This is a genomic window from Corynebacterium sp. HMSC064H12 (assembly GCF_001809925.1).
Lineage (GTDB): Bacteria > Actinomycetota > Actinomycetes > Mycobacteriales > Mycobacteriaceae > Corynebacterium > Corynebacterium jeikeium_D.
Map to the genome: position 1 here is coordinate 26,387 of NZ_KV799346.1, position 16,773 is coordinate 43,159.

At 58.5% G+C, this 16,773-nt stretch carries 16 protein-coding genes; all 16 read left to right on the forward strand.

The genetic code is table 11. From position 1 onward, the window contains the following. Nucleotides 1-14 precede the first annotated feature (14 nt). The 16 genes from argC to HMPREF2681_RS07120 all read left to right on the forward strand — a co-directional run bounded on the left by argC (nt 15) and on the right by HMPREF2681_RS07120 (nt 16,274). A complete protein-coding gene (gene argC, locus HMPREF2681_RS07045; protein WP_172620236.1) occupies nt 15-1,055 on the forward strand; it encodes an N-acetyl-gamma-glutamyl-phosphate reductase in 1,041 nt (346 codons plus the stop codon). Next, on the forward strand, nt 1,052-2,260 hold the full coding sequence (gene argJ, locus HMPREF2681_RS07050; RefSeq protein ID WP_016422898.1) for a bifunctional glutamate N-acetyltransferase/amino-acid acetyltransferase ArgJ: 1,209 nt from the start codon (nt 1,052-1,054) through the stop codon (nt 2,258-2,260). The genes argC and argJ overlap by 4 nt, the downstream gene beginning before the upstream one ends. A 21-nt stretch (nt 2,261-2,281) precedes the next feature. Then, complete coding sequence (argB, locus tag HMPREF2681_RS07055) at nt 2,282-3,175, forward strand: acetylglutamate kinase (protein ID WP_016422897.1); 894 nt, start codon at nt 2,282-2,284, stop codon at nt 3,173-3,175. A gap of 58 nt (nt 3,176-3,233) precedes the next feature. Continuing rightward, complete coding sequence (locus HMPREF2681_RS07060) at nt 3,234-4,439, forward strand: acetylornithine transaminase (RefSeq protein WP_049170375.1); 1,206 nt, start codon at nt 3,234-3,236, stop codon at nt 4,437-4,439. Between the two features lie 6 nt (nt 4,440-4,445). Further along, nucleotides 4,446-5,387 (forward strand): ornithine carbamoyltransferase, encoded by a 942-nt coding sequence (gene argF / locus HMPREF2681_RS07065; protein ID WP_049189988.1) that lies wholly within the window; start codon nt 4,446-4,448, stop codon nt 5,385-5,387. 4 nt (nt 5,388-5,391) lie between these two features. Beyond that, complete coding sequence (locus tag HMPREF2681_RS07070) at nt 5,392-5,874, forward strand: arginine repressor (RefSeq protein WP_005511719.1); 483 nt, start codon at nt 5,392-5,394, stop codon at nt 5,872-5,874. A 49-nt stretch (nt 5,875-5,923) separates the two neighbouring features. Continuing rightward, nucleotides 5,924-7,123, forward strand: coding sequence for an argininosuccinate synthase (locus HMPREF2681_RS07075; RefSeq protein WP_016422894.1), 1,200 nt, complete (start codon nt 5,924-5,926; stop codon nt 7,121-7,123). Between the two features lie 45 nt (nt 7,124-7,168). Then, nucleotides 7,169-8,608 carry an argininosuccinate lyase gene (gene argH / locus HMPREF2681_RS07080; RefSeq protein WP_049170381.1) on the forward strand — a complete coding sequence of 480 codons (1,440 nt, stop codon included), beginning with the start codon at nt 7,169-7,171 and terminating at the stop codon, nt 8,606-8,608. A 525-nt stretch (nt 8,609-9,133) separates the two neighbouring features. Continuing rightward, nucleotides 9,134-10,285 (forward strand): hypothetical protein, encoded by a 1,152-nt coding sequence (locus HMPREF2681_RS07085; protein WP_049193938.1) that lies wholly within the window; start codon nt 9,134-9,136, stop codon nt 10,283-10,285. Between the two features lie 6 nt (nt 10,286-10,291). Continuing rightward, on the forward strand, nt 10,292-11,923 hold the full coding sequence (locus tag HMPREF2681_RS07090) for a VWA domain-containing protein (protein ID WP_070546579.1): 1,632 nt from the start codon (nt 10,292-10,294) through the stop codon (nt 11,921-11,923). Continuing rightward, entirely contained in the window at nt 11,910-12,557 is a 648-nt protein-coding gene (locus HMPREF2681_RS07095) for a hypothetical protein (RefSeq protein WP_070546581.1), read from the forward strand. Before HMPREF2681_RS07090 ends, HMPREF2681_RS07095 begins: the two co-directional genes overlap by 14 nt. Next, nucleotides 12,547-12,720, forward strand: coding sequence for a Trm112 family protein (locus tag HMPREF2681_RS07100; protein ID WP_005511714.1), 174 nt, complete (start codon nt 12,547-12,549; stop codon nt 12,718-12,720). Before HMPREF2681_RS07095 ends, HMPREF2681_RS07100 begins: the two co-directional genes overlap by 11 nt. Next, entirely contained in the window at nt 12,721-13,371 is a 651-nt protein-coding gene (locus HMPREF2681_RS07105; RefSeq protein ID WP_070546582.1) for a DNA-3-methyladenine glycosylase, read from the forward strand. A 48-nt stretch (nt 13,372-13,419) separates the two neighbouring features. Further along, a complete protein-coding gene (gene tyrS / locus HMPREF2681_RS07110; protein ID WP_126108063.1) occupies nt 13,420-14,688 on the forward strand; it encodes a tyrosine--tRNA ligase in 1,269 nt (422 codons plus the stop codon). 362 nt (nt 14,689-15,050) lie between these two features. Then, the gene (locus HMPREF2681_RS07115) at nt 15,051-15,356 is read left to right on the forward strand and encodes a hypothetical protein (protein ID WP_070439365.1); all 306 of its coding nucleotides are present in this window, start codon (nt 15,051-15,053) and stop codon (nt 15,354-15,356) included. Between the two features lie 435 nt (nt 15,357-15,791). Beyond that, a complete protein-coding gene (locus HMPREF2681_RS07120) occupies nt 15,792-16,274 on the forward strand; it encodes a sigma factor-like helix-turn-helix DNA-binding protein (protein ID WP_070439368.1) in 483 nt (160 codons plus the stop codon). Nucleotides 16,275-16,773: the final 499 nt, after the last annotated feature.

The following is a 16,773-nucleotide window of genomic DNA, read 5'->3' on the forward strand; positions in this document are numbered from 1 at the left end:
GTTGAATGTTTGGCATGAGTATTTCCGTTGCCATTGCTGGTGCGACCGGTTACGCAGGAGGAGAGATCCTCCGCCTCCTGTTGTCGCACCCGGCGTATCTTTCCGGCGAACTGACCATCGGCGCACTAACGGGAGCATCCAACGCGGGTGCCCGTGTGGGCGACATTATGCCTCATGTGGCACCTTTGGCTGATCGTCGTATTGAGCCGACTAATGGTGACACACTTGCCGGGCATGACGTGGTGTTCCTCGGCCTGCCCCACGGTCATTCGGCTGCGATTGCAGAGCAGTTGGGCGATGACACGGTGATTATTGACTGCGGCGCGGATTTCCGCCTGCAGGATGCCGATGAGTGGGAGCACTACTACGGCTCGGAGCACGCCGGTACCTGGACTTACGGTATTCCGGAGCTGCCGGGCAACAGGGAAGTAGTGGCTGCTTCCAAGCGTATTGCTGTGCCGGGTTGTTTCCCCACTGGCGGTACCATTACGGCACTGCCGGCAGTTGCAAAGGGTCTGGTCAAGCCGGATCTGTCCGTTGTTTCCGTCACCGGTACCTCCGGTGCGGGCAAGAAGGCAGCTGTGCCCCTGCTCGGGTCCGAGGTTATGGGCAATCTCCGCGCCTACAACACTGCGGGCAAGCACCGCCACACCGCAGAGTTCCTACAAAACCTCAAGCCGTACGCAGAGGCTCTCACCGTCAGCTTCACGCCGGTGCTCGCTCCGACGTCGCGCGGCATTCTCACCACCATCACCGCTCCGCTTGTCGACGGGGTGACGGAGGCAACCGCACGGGAGGCCTACCTCGAGTTCTACAAGGGTGAGCCGTTTGTGCAGGTGTTGGCCGAAGGGCTGCAGCCGCAGACGCAGTCGGTAATTGGCTCTAACTTGGTTCAGATTCAGGTTGAGGTAGATGAACGCGCCAAGCGTCTGGTGCTGACCTCGGCGATTGACAATCTGACAAAGGGCACCGGTGGTGCCGCAGTTCAGTGCATGAATTTGGTTACTGGACAGAATGAAACTGCAGGACTTCCATTGGTAGGAGTTGCCCCATGATGAAGGAAGAAAAAGAAGGTCTCGTCAACGTCGCTGGTGACGAAGGCGGCGTATGTGCACCTCAGGGGTTCGTGGCCAGTGGTGTCATTGCAGGCATCAAGGTCAGCGGAAACCCGGACATGGCGCTCATCGTAAACCAGGGGCCGGAGAAGACTGCTGCGGCTGTCTTTACTACCAACCGTGTCCAGGCTGCGCCGGTGACGGTATCCAAGAAGCACATCGCTGACGGCAAGCTGTCCGCTGTGGTGCTGAACTCGGGCAATGCCAACGCCTGCAATGGTCAGCCGGGTATTTCCGACGCCCTCGAAGTCTGTCAGAAGGTCGCAGATGAGCTCGGCGTCGATGTTACCGAGATTGGTACCTGCTCCACCGGCTTGATTGGTGACCGGCTGCCGATGGACATTGTTCTGGCAGGTGTGCCGAAGCTTTGTGAGAATCTGGGCAGCGATGCCGCCGCAGGTACGGCTGCAGCAGAAGCCATCTTGACCACTGACTTGGTGGCAAAGCAGGCCGTTGCGCATGGTGACGGATTCACTGTCGGCGCTATGGGCAAGGGTGTTGGCATGATTAGCCCGTCGATGGCCACGATGCTCGGTGTGATTACGACGGATGCGTCGGTAAGCGCAGAAATGGCGCACGAGGCTATTGCCAAGGCGAGCGAGGTTACGTTTAACCGCCTAGATATTGATGGCTCCACATCCACCAATGACACCGTCATCATTTTGGCCAACGGTGCCTCTGGTGTGAAGCCCTCGCAGGAGGAGCTCGACCAGGCAGTGCTCAGTGTGTGTGATTCCATCGCGCGCCAGATGCAGTCGGACGCCGAAGGCGTGACCAAGCGTGTGTCCGTGACCGTGCGTGGCACCGGTGGTGCTGAAGATGCTCTGGTAGCTGCTCGAATCATCGGCCGCGACAACCTCTTCAAGTGTGCGATGTTCGGTTCGGACCCGAACTGGGGTCGTGTGCTGGCGGCTGTCGGCACTGCACCGGTGGATATGGATCCGGAGCACATCACTGTTTCCTTCAACGGTCATGTAGTCTGTCGCGATACCGGTGGCACGCCTGATGCTCGTGAAGTGGATCTCTCCGGCAAGGACATTGCCGTGGAGGTTGACCTCGGTACTGGTAATCCGGAAGAGGCCACGATTCGTACGACTGACCTTTCCCACGACTACGTTCACATCAACTCGGCATATTCGTCGTAAAGGTTTTGAGGAGACTCTGCAATGGTTCACCAGTTGACCGAAGGGCTGTCCTTCGAACAGCGGGCACATGTGCTGGCGGAAGCACTGCCGTGGCTGCAGCACCACCGCGACAAGATTGTGGTGGTCAAGTACGGCGGTAACGCGATGACCGACCTGAAACTGAAGAAGGCCTTCGCGCAGGACATGGTTTTTCTGCGCACCGTGGGGGTGAAGCCGGTGGTTGTCCACGGTGGCGGCCCTCAGATTTCGTCGATGCTCAAGCGCCTGGGGCTGGAGGGAGAGTTCCGAGGCGGTTTCCGTGTCACGACTCCGGAGGTCATGGAAATTGTCCGCATGGTGCTCTTCGGGCAGGTCGGCCGCGAACTGGTGAACCTCATCAACGCCTACGGCCCCTATGCAGTGGGTACCTCTGGTGAGGACGGTGGCCTGTTCACTGGTACTCGACGAACGGTAAACGTCGGCGGCAAGGAAACAGATATCGGGCTGGTCGGCAATATCACCGAGGTGCACTCGGAAACGCTATTGGACCTGATTGATGCCGGACGTATTCCGGTGGTCTCTACGATTGCGCCGTCCGCTGATGGCAAAGAGGTCTACAACATCAACGCCGACACGGCAGCAGGTGCACTGGCATCGGCAATTAACGCGAACCGTTTGGTGATTCTGACTAATGTCGAGGGTCTCTACACGGATTGGCCGAACCGCGATTCGCTGGTGTCAAGGATTTCCACTTCGCATCTGCGAGAAATCCTCCCGACGCTGGATTCCGGAATGATTCCGAAGATGGAGTCCTGCCTGAACGCAGTGGATCAGGGAGTGCCTGCGGCCCACGTTATCGACGGCCGCCAGCCACACTCGGTGCTGCTGGAGCTGATGACTTCCGGCGGTATCGGCACAATGGTAGAGCCCGGATAAGGCAGAAAAGACGGACAAGAATTTACCGACATACATGTTAGGCAGGTCGAAAGACGACATGAGCGACTTCAAGCAGCAGTGGCAACACACGATGATGAACAATTACGGCACGCCGCGCATTGAGCTTGTGCAGGGTAAGGGCGCTATTGTCACGGATTCCGAGGGCAAGGAATACCTGGACCTGCTCGCCGGTATTGCAGTCAACGCGTTGGGTCACGCACATCCGGCCATCGTGGAAGCTGTGTCCAAGCAGATTTCCACGATGGGGCACGTGTCCAACATCTTCGCCTCTGAGCCACCGTTGGCACTGGGCGAGAAGCTCATTGAGCTCACTGGCTGGGACACTGATGACACCCGAGTTATGTTCTGCAACTCCGGCACTGAGGCCAATGAAGCCGCGTTCAAGCTGGCGCGGTTGACGGGGCGCAATCGCATTATCGCTACCCACCACGGGTTCCACGGCCGTACCATGGGCGCACTTGCCATGACCGGTCAGCCCGACAAGCGCACCCCGTTCGAACCGATGCCGGGTGGAGTCGAGTTCGTGCCGTACGGTGACATTGACTTCCTCACCAAGACCATCGAATCCGATCCGTTGGGTGTCGCTGCGGTGATTCTGGAACCAATTCAGGGTGAGACCGGTGTGGTCGCACCGCCAGAGGGATACCTCGCTGCCGTCCGCGAACTGACCAAGCGCTTCGACGTTCTCATGATTGTCGACGAAGTACAGACCGGCATCGGCCGTACCGGCCAGTGGTTTGCCCACCAGCACGATGGCATCGTGCCGGATGTTATGACCCTGGCGAAGGGGCTCGGCGGCGGCCTGCCGCTGGGTGCTGTCATCGCCAACGGCCGCGCAGCGGAACTGTTTACTCCTGGTGCGCACGGCACCACCTTTGGTGGCAATCCGGTCTGTGCCGCTGCCGGCCTGGCCGTCATCGAGACGCTGGAAGAAGAAAAGCTGCTCAATCGAGTCACCGAGAAGGGCAAGGTCCTGGCTCGCAAGCTCGCGTCGTTAAGCCATGTCGATCACGTGCGTGGTCGCGGCTTCATGCTTGGACTGGTGCTGCGCGAGAACCTGGCGAAGGAAGCGGTTAACGCCGGTTATGAACGTGGTGTCATTCTGAACGCTCCGCAGGCGAATGTGCTGCGTATTGTGCCGCCGTTGAACCTCAGCGATGAGGAAGTCAACCGCGCCGTCGAGTTGATTGATGCCTGCCTGAACGACGCCGTTGAGGCTGTCGCCAACAAAGGAAGGAATTAGAAACTGATGCTCCGTCATTTTCTCGCCGATGATGACCTGACTCCACAGGAGCAGGCTGAGGTGCTGCAGTTGGCTGCAGAGCTGAAGGTAGCGCCGTACTCCCGACGTCCGTTTGAGGGGCCACAGTCGGTTGCGGTGCTGTTCGACAAGACGTCGACTCGTACCCGTTTCTCCTTCGACGCTGGTATCGCAGCTCTGGGCGGCAACGCGATTGTGGTCGAAACCGGAAACTCCCAGATGGGCAAGGGCGAAACCTACCAGGACACCGCTGCTGTGCTCAGCCGCTTTGTCTCGGCAATTGTCTGGCGCACCTACGCGCAGTCAGGGCTGGAGGCCATGTCTGAGACCGCGACGGTGCCGATTGTCAATGCGCTTTCCGACGAGTTCCACCCGTGCCAGATTCTCGCTGACCTGCAGACCATCATCGAGCACAAGTGCCCGGAGGAAGGCCAGACGGGACTGCGTGGCAAGAAGGCTGTGTACTTCGGCGATGGTGCCAACAACATGGCCAACTCCTACCTCGTGGGCTTCGCCACCGCAGGTCTGGACGTCACCATCTGTGCACCGGAGGACTTCCAGCCGGAGCAGGTCTACGTCGACCGTGCCAAGAAGGTCGCGGAACAGACCGGTGCGGCCGTGTCCGTGACCGCGGACGTCGATGAGGCCATTGCCGGTGCCGACGTTGTCATCACCGATACCTGGGTCAGCATGGGGCAGGAGAACGACGGCCTGGATCGTCGTACTCCGTTCCTGCCGTACCAGGTCAACGCTGAGCTGATGGCCAAGGCAAATGAGGATGCCATCTTCCTGCACTGCCTGCCGGCATACCGCGGCAACGAAGTTACCGCCGAGGTCATCGATGGCCCGCAGTCGGTAGTCTTCGACGAGGCGGAAAACCGCATGCACGCTCAGAAGGCGTTGCTGACCTGGCTGGTGGAGAGGCAGTAAGGTCATGACCGCAGCACAACCAGGTTCTCGCACAGCTAGGCAGACGCGCATCGCTGACCTGCTGGCGCAGCATCACGTGTCCAGTCAGGTTCAGCTCGTCGAGCTGCTTGCCGACGAAGGCATTGAGATTGCGCAGGCGACGTTGTCCAGAGACCTCGATGAGCTGGGAGCCCGAAAGATTCGCGATGGAGCCAACGGTTCGCGGTATTCCATCGTCGAAGATGCACTCGCTGTCTCCAGCGGGGCAGTGGCCAGGATGCGGCGCGTTTTAGACGAGCTGCTGGTCTCCATTGATCATTCGGGCACCATCGCGGTTGTGCGTACACCACCGGGAGCCGCACAGTATCTAGCCAGTGTGATTGACCGTGCGGGACTCAAAGAAATCGTTGGCACAATTGCGGGAGATGACACCGTAATGTGCCTGGCTAGAGAACCACTTTCCGGCGCTGACCTAGCCCAGCGTCTAGCCGCCGGAACGAACCAGTAAACTATTCCACGAAATGCTTTAAAGCACCGATTAAAGGAGCGCTTACCCTATGACCAACCGGGTTATTCTTGCTTACTCTGGTGGCCTCGACACCACCGTTGCTATTCCGTACCTCAAGGAAATGACCGACGGCGAGGTCGTCGCAGTTTCCATCGATGTCGGACAGGGCGGCGAGGACATGGAGTCCGTGCGTCAGCGCGCTCTGGACGCCGGCGCTGTCGAAGCTGTCGTTGTCGACGCTAAGGACGAGTTCGCCGAGGAGTACTGCCTGCCGACCATTAAGGCCAATGGTCTCTACATGAAGCAGTACCCGCTGGTTTCTGCACTGTCTCGCCCGCTGATTGTTAAGCACATGGCGAAGGCCGCAGAGGAGTTCGGTGGCACTCACGTCGCACACGGCTGCACCGGTAAGGGCAATGACCAGGTCCGTTTCGAGGTTGGTTTCGCCAACACCGCCCCGGATCTGAAGATTATTGCACCGGCTCGTGACTTCGCTTGGACCCGCGACAAGGCTATTGCCTTCGCTGAGGAGAAGGGTCTGCCAATTGAGCAGTCCAAGTCCTCTCCGTTCTCCATTGACCAGAACCTCTTCGGTCGCGCCATTGAGACCGGCTACCTGGAGGACCTGTGGAACGCACCAACCAAGGATGTCTACGCGTACACCGAGGATCCGACCCTGAACTTCAGCTCCCCGGACGAGGTCATCATCTCCTTCGAGGACGGTAAGCCGACTGCCATCGACGGCAAGAAGGTTTCCGTGCTTGAGGCCATCGAAGAGATGAACCGCCGCGCTGGTGCTCAGGGCATCGGTCGTCTGGACATGGTTGAAGACCGCCTGGTCGGCATTAAGTCCCGCGAGATTTACGAGGCTCCGGGCGCAATTGCCATCATGACCGCACACGCAGCGCTCGAGGACGTCACCGTTGAGCGTGAGCTGGCTCGTTACAAGCGTCAGGTCGAGGGCGAGTGGGCCAACCTGGTCTACGACGGCCTGTGGTTCTCGCCGCTGAAGCGCGCGCTGGATGCCTTCATCGAGGAGTCCCAGAAGGGCGTTTCCGGTGACATCCGCATGGTCATGCACGCAGGTCACTGCAACGTCAACGGTCGTCGTTCGAACACCTCGCTGTACGACTTCAACCTGGCTACCTACGACGAGGGCGACACCTTCGACCAGACCCTGGCTCGCGGTTTTGTCGAGCTGCACGGCCTGTCCTCGAAGATGGCCGCAAAGCGCGACTTCAAACTGTAAAGCTTCTCCAGAGCGACTAGAGCGAAAGGCCTATTGGAAAAGACAATGGTCGAAAAGCACGGTACCAACGAAGGCTCCCTGTGGGGCGGCCGCTTTGCCGGTGGCCCGTCCGAGGCGATGGCCGCATTGAGCAAGTCCACCCATTTTGACTGGGTGCTCGCGCCTTACGACGTTCTTGCGTCCAAGGCCCACGCCCGAGTGCTGCATGCCCGTGGGCTGCTCAGCGATGCCGACTTTGACACCATGATCGAAGGCCTTGATCAGCTCGGTCGCGACGTTGCCTCCGGCGAATTTGGTCCAGAGCCGACAGATGAGGACGTCCACGGTGCCATGGAGCGCGGTCTGATTGATCGCGTCGGCCCGGAGGTCGGCGGTCGCCTGCGCGCTGGTCGTTCCCGCAATGACCAGGTGGCAACTCTGTTCCGCATGTGGCTGCGCGATGCCGTGCGCGGCGTTGCACTGGATGTCACTGACCTGGTTGCCGCCCTGGTGGCTCAGTCCAAGGCACATCCGGATGCCATCATGCCGGGCAAGACCCACTCCCAGGCAGCGCAGCCGGTATTGCTGGCCCACCAGTTGCTGGCTCACGCGCATCCGCTGCTGCGCGATCTGGACCGCATCCGCGATCTCGACCGTCGACTGGCTGTGTCCCCGTACGGTTCCGGTGCGCTCGCGGGATCTTCGCTGCACCTGGATCCGGAGGCCATCGCGGAGGAGCTCGGCTTCGACTCTGCCACGGACAACTCCATTGACGGCACTTCTTCGCGTGACTTCGCCTCTGAGGCGGCTTTTGTCTTCGCCCAGATTGCTGTGGACATGTCTCGCCTGGCAGAGGAAATCATCTACTGGGCCACCCCGGAGTACGGCTACGTCACTCTGGCTGATGCCTGGTCGACTGGATCCTCCATCATGCCGCAGAAGAAGAACCCGGACGTGGCAGAGCTGACCCGCGGTAAGACCGGTCGCCTGATCGGTAACCTCGCTGGTCTTATGGCCACGCTGAAAGCGCAGCCGCTGGCCTACAACCGTGACCTCCAGGAGGACAAGGAGCCTTTGGTGGACTCGGTTGAGCAGCTAACCTTGCTGCTGCCGGCCCTGACCGGCCTGGTGGCAACGCTGACCTTCCACGAAGACCGTCTGCGCGAGCTCGCTCCGGCGGGCTACACCCTGGCCACGGACTTGGCTGAGTGGCTGGTCCGCGAGGGCGTACCGTTCCGCGACGCTCACGAGGCATCCGGCCAGTGTGTCCGCATCGCAGAGTCCAAGGGCGGTATCGGTCTGGACGAGCTTTCCGACGAGGACCTCGCCGGTATCCACCCGGCACTGACTCCGAAGGTCCGTGAAGTGCTGACTATTGACGGTGCTGTCGCTTCCCGCGATACTCGCGGCGGCACCGCGGGTGTCCGTGTTGCAGAGCAGCTCGCTCGCGTTGACGAGAAGAATACCGAGCTGAAGCAGTGGGCTGAAAAGCCGGTTCGCGGCTAAAGCTGCTAGAGCTAGCAAACCTGCTAGCCCAGCTAACGCAGCTAATTAATCGGTGTGCGGTCAATCGACCGCACGCCGATTTTTTACAGCCCGGGGAGAAAGTAGAAAAACCAGCAACCCGACAACTGATGACCCGACAACTGGCAACCTCGGTAACTGGCAACCCGAAAAATTACGGGCTCCACGTGCGAATACGGGCTGCAAATGTGAAACTGTGTAAGTTTATGACACTTTCAAGCCATTTTTCGGGCCATTTTTGTCATAAACGTAGTCAGTAACTCGGCTCGACCCGCCGCCGCCAGTCATAAACGTAGTCAGTAACTCGGATTGACCCGCCGCCGTCAGTAACCCAGTAATGCCAGGGTGCCCCTGAAGTGACGCAGATTACTGATTATTTCTATATCTGTTGCCAGGTATGGCCGGGTCTCTTACCATAATTTCATGGCGGAAAGTACGCGGTCGAGCGGTGGAAATCGCAGCTCACGAGATAAAAATAGAAATCAGAGTGGTAGCAAGAAAGGGTGCATGGGCCCGGGGGCAATTCTTGCAGTCATTTTGATTGTCATCGCGGCTGTTGCAGTCTATGTCGGTCGCGGCGGTAGTATCCCAGGTTTTTCTGGTGGCAGCTCCGGAGGAAACCGTGATTTCTTCGGTGGTGAAAAGACCGTCGTCAAGGCGATTGTTGGCTCTGAGAAGAAGCCCTTCTTCGAAGACAAAGAGGTCCAGAAGGCTCTTGCCTCTCACGGCTATGTGGTGGAAGTAAAGACGGCGGGTTCGCGTCGGATGGCCACGGATGTGGATCTGGATTCCTTCGACTTGGCGTTTCCGTCGTCGGCACCGGCAGCGGAGAAAATTGCCGAGAAGATGAGTGGCGCTGAGCGGTATGACGTCTTCTACACACCGATGGCGATTGCTACTTTCGACAACATCTTGCAGGCATTGGCGCGGGAAAATGTTGCTCGTCAACAGGGCACTGCGTGGCAGGTAGATATGGCAGCGCTGGCCACGATGCAGCACGACAATGTCCGCTGGCGTGACTTCGCGGAGAACGATTATCCGTCGCCGCGCACGGTGCAGATGTCCACGACGGACATTCGTTCGTCGAACTCGGCCGCGATGTACTTGTCGCTCATGTCTTGGATTACCAATGAAGGCCGGATTGTGTCTGACAGTGGGCAGGTCAATGCGGTCTTGCCGGAGCTCACCCCTCTGTTCACCGGCCAGGGGTACACGGAATCCTCGTCGGCTGGTCCATTTTCGGACTACCTCTCGCAGGGTGTCGGTTCGAAGCCAATGGTGATGGTTTACGAGTCGCAGTTCCTGGGGGAGAACAGTGCCCCGAACAGCCGGTTGAAGCCGGAAATGCGCCTGGCGTATCCATCGCCGACGATTCTGAGTACTCACGTGGCGCTGGGTTTTAACGACAATGGAGCTGCGGTCGCACGGCTCCTCGCCGAAGACCCTGAGCTTCAGAAGCTGGCGGCCAAGCACGGTTACCGCTCCAGCCAGCCTGAGGCGATGGAGGAATTCCAGACGCAGTTGAAGACGGGCCAGGAGGTTTCCACCGATTTTGTGGACTCCATTGATCCGCCGAGTTTCGACATCCTCGAGCAGCTTATTGAGGGTGTTTCCCGTGGATACCAGAGCCCGCCGAGGCCGGAAACGGAAGAGGGGTAAAGCCGAATGAACATGTATAAGGCACTAACTGCCCTCCGCAAAATGCTTCTTGGCCTCGTCGGTGTGCTCGGCATCTTCGCTGTCGCGGCCTGCTCCGACGGTGGCCTGAACCTGCCGCTGGGCTCCGACGAGGAGAAGACCAACAAAGTCGACGTCGATTCTGACCTCAAGGGCTCGACCATGCGTATCGCCGGGGCCACGGAGCTTGCAGAGCTCCAGCCACTGATGCAAAAGGCCTCCGACGACCTCGGTTTTACGATTAACCTCGAGCTTGTCGACGGCACCGTGAAGAACAGCCACGCCCTTGTCGCAGACGAATTCGACAACCAATTTGATGCCACTTGGTTTGCTACCAACCGGTACGTTGATCTGCTCGGTGGGGCTGACAAGCTGGGCGAAGCCAAGAAAGTCGCCACCTCGCCGGTAGCCTTTGGTATCCATTCGGCGAAGGCTCGGGAGCTCGGTTGGGATACCAAGCAGCCGACGTGGGCTGAGATCGCGGAGGCTGCGTCGTCAGGCAAATTGACCTACGGCATGACCAACCCCGCGGAATCGAACTCGGGCTTTTCCGGTGTGGTGTCGGTTGCGACCGCGTTCGCCGACACCGGATCGGCGCTGACTACGGGGGATATCAACCGCACCACGCCTGAACTGCAGAAGTTCTTCGAGGGGCAGAAGATGACCTCGGGTTCGTCGGGGTGGCTGCGTGACAAGTTCCTGGATGAGCCGGACTCCGTCGACGCGCTCATCAACTATGAAGCTGTGTTGCAGCAGATGAATAAAGAGGGCGCTGACCTGGAAGTTGTTGTTCCGAGCGACGGTGTCATCAGTGCGGATTACCCGCTGACGCCACTAGCTCAGCCGGCTAACGACCTTGCCGCGCGGCAGACGGAGGCTCTCGGGCAGTGGCTGGAAGCGAACTCGCAGGTTCTCGCCGATCACTTCCTGCGCCCGGTCTCCGATGACGCCAACCTGCCGGAAAGCATGACCAACAGCGTCATTATCGAGCTGCCGTTCCCGGGCGATCGCGCCGTCACGGACCGCCTTATTGAGGCTTACGACAATGACCTGCGCGTGCCCGGAGAGTCGGTCTTCGTTCTCGACACCTCCGGTTCAATGTTCGGTGAGCGCATCGCCGATCTACAGGCGACGATGCGCGCAATCGTCGACGGCAGTGCACGCACCGAAACGGGAAGCGTGGGATTGCGAAACCGTGAGATCGCGACGATCCTGCCGTTCAGCACGACCGTCGGCGAGCCCACGACCACAACAATTGACGGCCCGGAATCGCGCGCGCAGCTCACCGCCGCCGTCGATGGTCTGTACGCAGAGGGCGAGACGGCGCTTTACGACGCACTGATTCAAGCCTTCGACCTTCTCGGCAGCTCGGATAAAAACTCCATCCCGTCTATCGTGGTGTTGACCGATGGTCAGGTGACGTCGGGCAAGAGCTTTGCGGAATTCCGTGATTTCTACCAGTCCAAGGGCGGGAATCTGCCGCCGGTATTCGTCATCCGCTATGGCGAGGCAGATCCGGGAGAAATGCAGGAACTTGCGAATCTGACCGGTGGTAAGGTCTTTGAATCCCGTGAGACCGAGCTTGCTGATGTGTTCAAGGAGATTCGTGGCTACCAGTAAATCCTCCGGCACTTCCTCTGGCGGTGGCTTTCTCAACAGTCCCGCCAACATTGTCGGGCTCATCCTTGCCATCGCCGTCGTGCTGCTGCACCTGACCGTGGGGCTTGGTTTCCTGTGGCCGGTTGTTGCGATTGCCGCGTGGGGCGCGTCGGTTGCTTTGTTGCCGAGGCAGAGCAAAGTGGCGCAGAAGTCCGTTAGTTCGGCGCCGAAGCCTGAGATCCCACAGCGTCGCCCGCTCAATCCATCTGAGCTGCGTAGGAATCTTCACCGGACATTGGGCAGGCTTTTCGATGCCCAGCCTGGCGAAGCTCTTGGCAACGCCGCAAATGACCTGGGTGCGACGCTGGAATCCGTCCTGAGCGAGTGGAAGTATCTCAAAGATTATCCCGAGCAGAAGGTGGTCATCGGCGGCATTATCCAGGAGTACTTGCCGCAGACAGTCAACTCCTACCTCGCGGTCCCGGAGCGTCTGCGTCACAAAGCCGAGAATCCGGCTCGGGAATCCATCGACCTGCTGCATTCCGCGGTTCAGAAGATCCAGGATGCAATCGGTCAGGACAACCTGATTGCTTTGGAAGGTCAGCGTGACACCCTGGCAATTCAGTTCGGTAAGGTAGTGGACTATGAGCCTTGATCCGAAACTCCTTGATATCCTCGCTTGCCCGCGTGACAAGGGGCCGCTTGAATACCTCGAAGATGAGCAGGTGCTGGTCAATCCTCGCCTGAAGATCGCCTACCGCATCGACGAAGGCATTCCGGTCATGCTTTCCGACGAAGCTATCGCCTGGGACAAGTAATTGCCTTTCCCGCTTCCCGACGGCTACAGCGCCCTCGACCGCACTGTGCTGTCGGGAGCTCCCATTGAGGCTGCGAAGACACTGCTCAGCTGCGTAATTGTCATCCCCGCTGAGCATGTTATCGCCACCATCACGGAGGTCGAGGCCTATGGTGGCCCAGTTGACCAGCGCTATCCCGACCCGGCCGCGCACTGCTTCATGGGGCCAACCGCACGCAATCGCGCCATGTTTGGCCCGGCGGGACATTGGTATATCTACCGCTCCTACGGCATCCACTTTTGTGCCAATATCACCAGCGCTACGGACGGCACGGGCGGGGGAGTATTGGTCCGTTCCGTACGCATTGAGCAGGGCCTGGATGCGGTGCGCCGTCGCCGCGGTGAAAAACCTGCTGTTGCGGGTCTCGGACGTGGTCCGGGCAATGTTGGTCAGGCGCTTGGCCTTGACTTAAATGACTATGGGGTAGATGCGCTGGATCCGTCGTCACGCGTGTTCGTGGCGCAGCCAGAGAGCATCAACCCGGATAAAGACATCCACGCGGGCCCGCGTGTGGGCGTTCGGCGAGCGGCGAATCGGCCTTGGCGGCTGTGGCTTCCGGACGATTCCGTCTCAGCCTATCGGCGCCACAAGAAGGCCGTTGAGGAGTTCTAGGTCACCCTCGCGGTGAACGTCGGCAAGCGAGACGTTACGATAGGGGACGTGACTGAACAGAACATTATCGACGAACTACAGTGGCGTGGCCTGATTAATCAGTCCACCGATGTTGACGCGCTGCGCGAGGCGTGCGAAAACCCCATTACTCTGTATTGCGGTTTTGACCCAACTGGCGATTCGCTGCACGCGGGCCACCTGGTTCCGATGATTATGCTGCGTCGTTTCCAGCTGGCCGGTCACCACCCAATTGCGCTGGCCGGTGGCGCCACGGGCTTCATCGGCGATCCGCGTGATGTCGGTGAGCGTTCGATGCTCAGCCAAGACGCCATTGAGCACAACCTGGAGGCCATCAAGGGCCAGCTGCGTCGTTTTATTGACTTTGAGGGCGATGCCCCGGCGACAATGGTCAATAATGCGGACTGGACTATGAACATGTCCGTCATTGACTTCCTTCGCGATGTCGGCAAGAACTTCTCCCTCAACACCATGCTCGATCGCGACACTGTGAAGCGTCGCCTCGAGTCTGACGGTATCTCCTACACCGAGTTTTCCTACATGCTGCTGCAGTCCAACGACTACGTGCAGCTGCGCCGCAACTACGATTGCGTGCTGCAGATTGGCGGCGGTGATCAGTGGGGCAACATCGTCTCTGGTGTCGATTTGAACAGGCGTATCGACGGCGCCAAGGTGCACGGCCTGACCGTGCCGCTGGTGACCGATGCGCAGGGTCAGAAGTTCGGTAAGTCTACCGGTGGCGGCAAACTGTGGCTGGATGCTGAAAAGACCTCGCCGTACTCCTGGTACCAGTACTTCCTCAACGCTGGTGACTCGGTTGTTATTGACTACCTGCGTTGGTTCACCTTCCTGTCTCAGGAAGAGATTGCTGAGTACGAGGTCGCTGTTGCGGAGCGTCCGTTCAAGCGTGAGGCGCAGCGTCGTCTGGCTCAGGAGATGACCAACCTGGTTCACGGCGAAGAGGCCACCAAGGCAGTTGAGCTGGCAGCGCAGGCCCTGTTTGGGCGTGCTGAGCTGACCGAGCTGGACGAGGCCACCCTGGCAGGTGCCGTCTCGGAGACTGAGGTTGCGGAGATTGCTGAGGGCGAGCCGCGTACTGTTGTCGACCTTCTCGTCGCCGCGGGTCTTGCCAAGTCGAAGGGCGAGGCACGCCGCACCATTAAGGAAGGTGGCGCGTACGCCAATAACCAGCGCATCGAGGACGAAGCGTGGGAGCCGGCTGCCGAGGACCTGCTGCACGGCAAGTGGATTGTGCTGCGCCGCGGTAAGAAGAACTTCGCCGGTGTGAAGTTCGTGTAGGCGCTGGTTGGTAGCAATGAGCCTGGTCTTGATTATTGAAATCAAGAAGTGTGTCTGGTGCTCGAAGCGTTGTTGATACCATCCGCATAGGCAAAAACAGTTGATTCCCCGTGCCACTTTTGTGTTTCGGGGTTTCTTTTACTCAACCGCACGCCGGGTTGTTGATTGGTCGGGGTGAACTTGTCCCGTGAATCCAATGTAGGAACTTTCGTTTCTCGGCATCACTTGAGTGGGGGATTGCCCCAAGAATTAAGGCTTCCGAGCCTGAGGCTTTCGTACTCATCGACCCAGGTCATGTGGAACTCACTCTTGAGAGATCTAGGGAAAGCAGTTGCAGAGTCGCTGGAAGAGGAAATATGAGGATGAGTGAAGCGGTAAAGCGCGTAATTGAGTCGTCCTCGGTTCCTGTTCGATACGATCCCGACAGGCTGCAGGAGTTCGCAGAGGAGGATTTGCTGGCCCAGCTTGTTGCCGGCAATGCTGTTGTCTTCGATGTTGAGGCCAAACGTGAGTTTCTGTCTTGGTGGGACGATGATGAAGAATGGCTGAATCCCGACTGGGATGACCTAATGGTCGAACGAATAATGAAGGATCTGCATGCTTTCGCCAGCCTGGAGCCGAAGGTAGTAATCAAGATCCCAACACCACCGGTTTGGGAAGCGCACTAGCGCAAACAATTGTGTTTCTCACCAGGATGGGTAATGTCGATGCGGGGTTGCAGCATGGGCGGAATCAGGGGGGGGGCTGTGAGGCTCGAGTGGAATCAGGCTGTTTATGGAGTGTTTCTGACTGAGCCCAGTCCGGACCGGGATCGATTACTGGGGCGATTGCGGCGAATTCGAGTATCAGTAGGCGTGTGATGCCATTACGCTCTTCGGGACTGGCGAATATGATGTCCCCGTCCGTGCTCCAAATTTGGAGGAACCACCGCTTCAAATCTGGTGGTACCCATGCATGAGCATCGACTAAATCATTGAGAAAAAGTCCAGGTGAGACTCCTTCGGTAGTCGGGGCGGTTCCATTTCATCGTTAGCCAAAACAGTTATTAAGCACGCGAAATATATTGGTATGCTTTGCTTGACAATAATGGAAAGGAATTCGTCATGGCGACACCGGACGCAGCAACGATCCAAACCCTTCTAGACGAAGGTATGACTCAGACCGAGATTGCCCGCGCAGCAGGTGTATCGAGGCAGCGTATTCACCAGATCATCAAAGAAGCGGGCTACGAGTCTCTAATCACCGAGGTTTCTGAGAATCTACCGTGGGAGGTAGAGCGTGAATTTCTCACAAATACCATCTACAAAGCTATAAGGCTTCACGGCCACTGGATGTTGGACAACGAAGCGCTAACGAAAGGTTCGATAGGTAAGCTACGTGCGTTTCACCGCAAGCTTATCGCTTTCAATCAGGTTGTCGATTACGACCCCGCATTCCAGGCAATCCCCGGTATATCGAACACTCCAGGCTTCGCTTACCTTCCCCGCCGGCCGGAGGATGGCAACTACGTTATTCGTCTCCGGCAAGGCGTAAGACTTACGCCGACTGGTGAAAGGATTTGGCAGCTGCCGTCAGAGCTTCCGTAAGAAGTCGATAAGCCTGCGCCCAGCAGTGCCTCCTGTGGGCGTGATGTATGGCGGGGCGTTCCTGTATGTATGCGAGGTCGACCTACGATATCCAGCAGATCTAGATTAAGCGGTGTCGTTGTAGTCACCTCCGATACGGGCCTGCGAGTTTAGAAACGCCGCATGTTTGCGATGGAGCCCCGTCACTGTGACAGTTCATAATCAGGCTTGCCGTTGTCCACGCAGATGACTCATTAAGCCGACGAAACGCTCACTCTGTCTCAGTGGTGGCGTCAATCAATCCTGTTGAAGACCTGAAAACGGAGGTGGCCTTGCTCGGGTCATTGGCGCCGGGATTCAGCGCCATGGTTGATTCGTGTGGCTTGGTCGTGAACTTGCGTTACGTTGTGGAACTGTTCCTGCAAACAACATTTTTACGTCGAAGTTGTCAATACTTGTGTTGCTTAACTGCCAGGTTTAAACATCTTTACCTGGGGTTTTGTGTCTTTGGGTGGGGTGT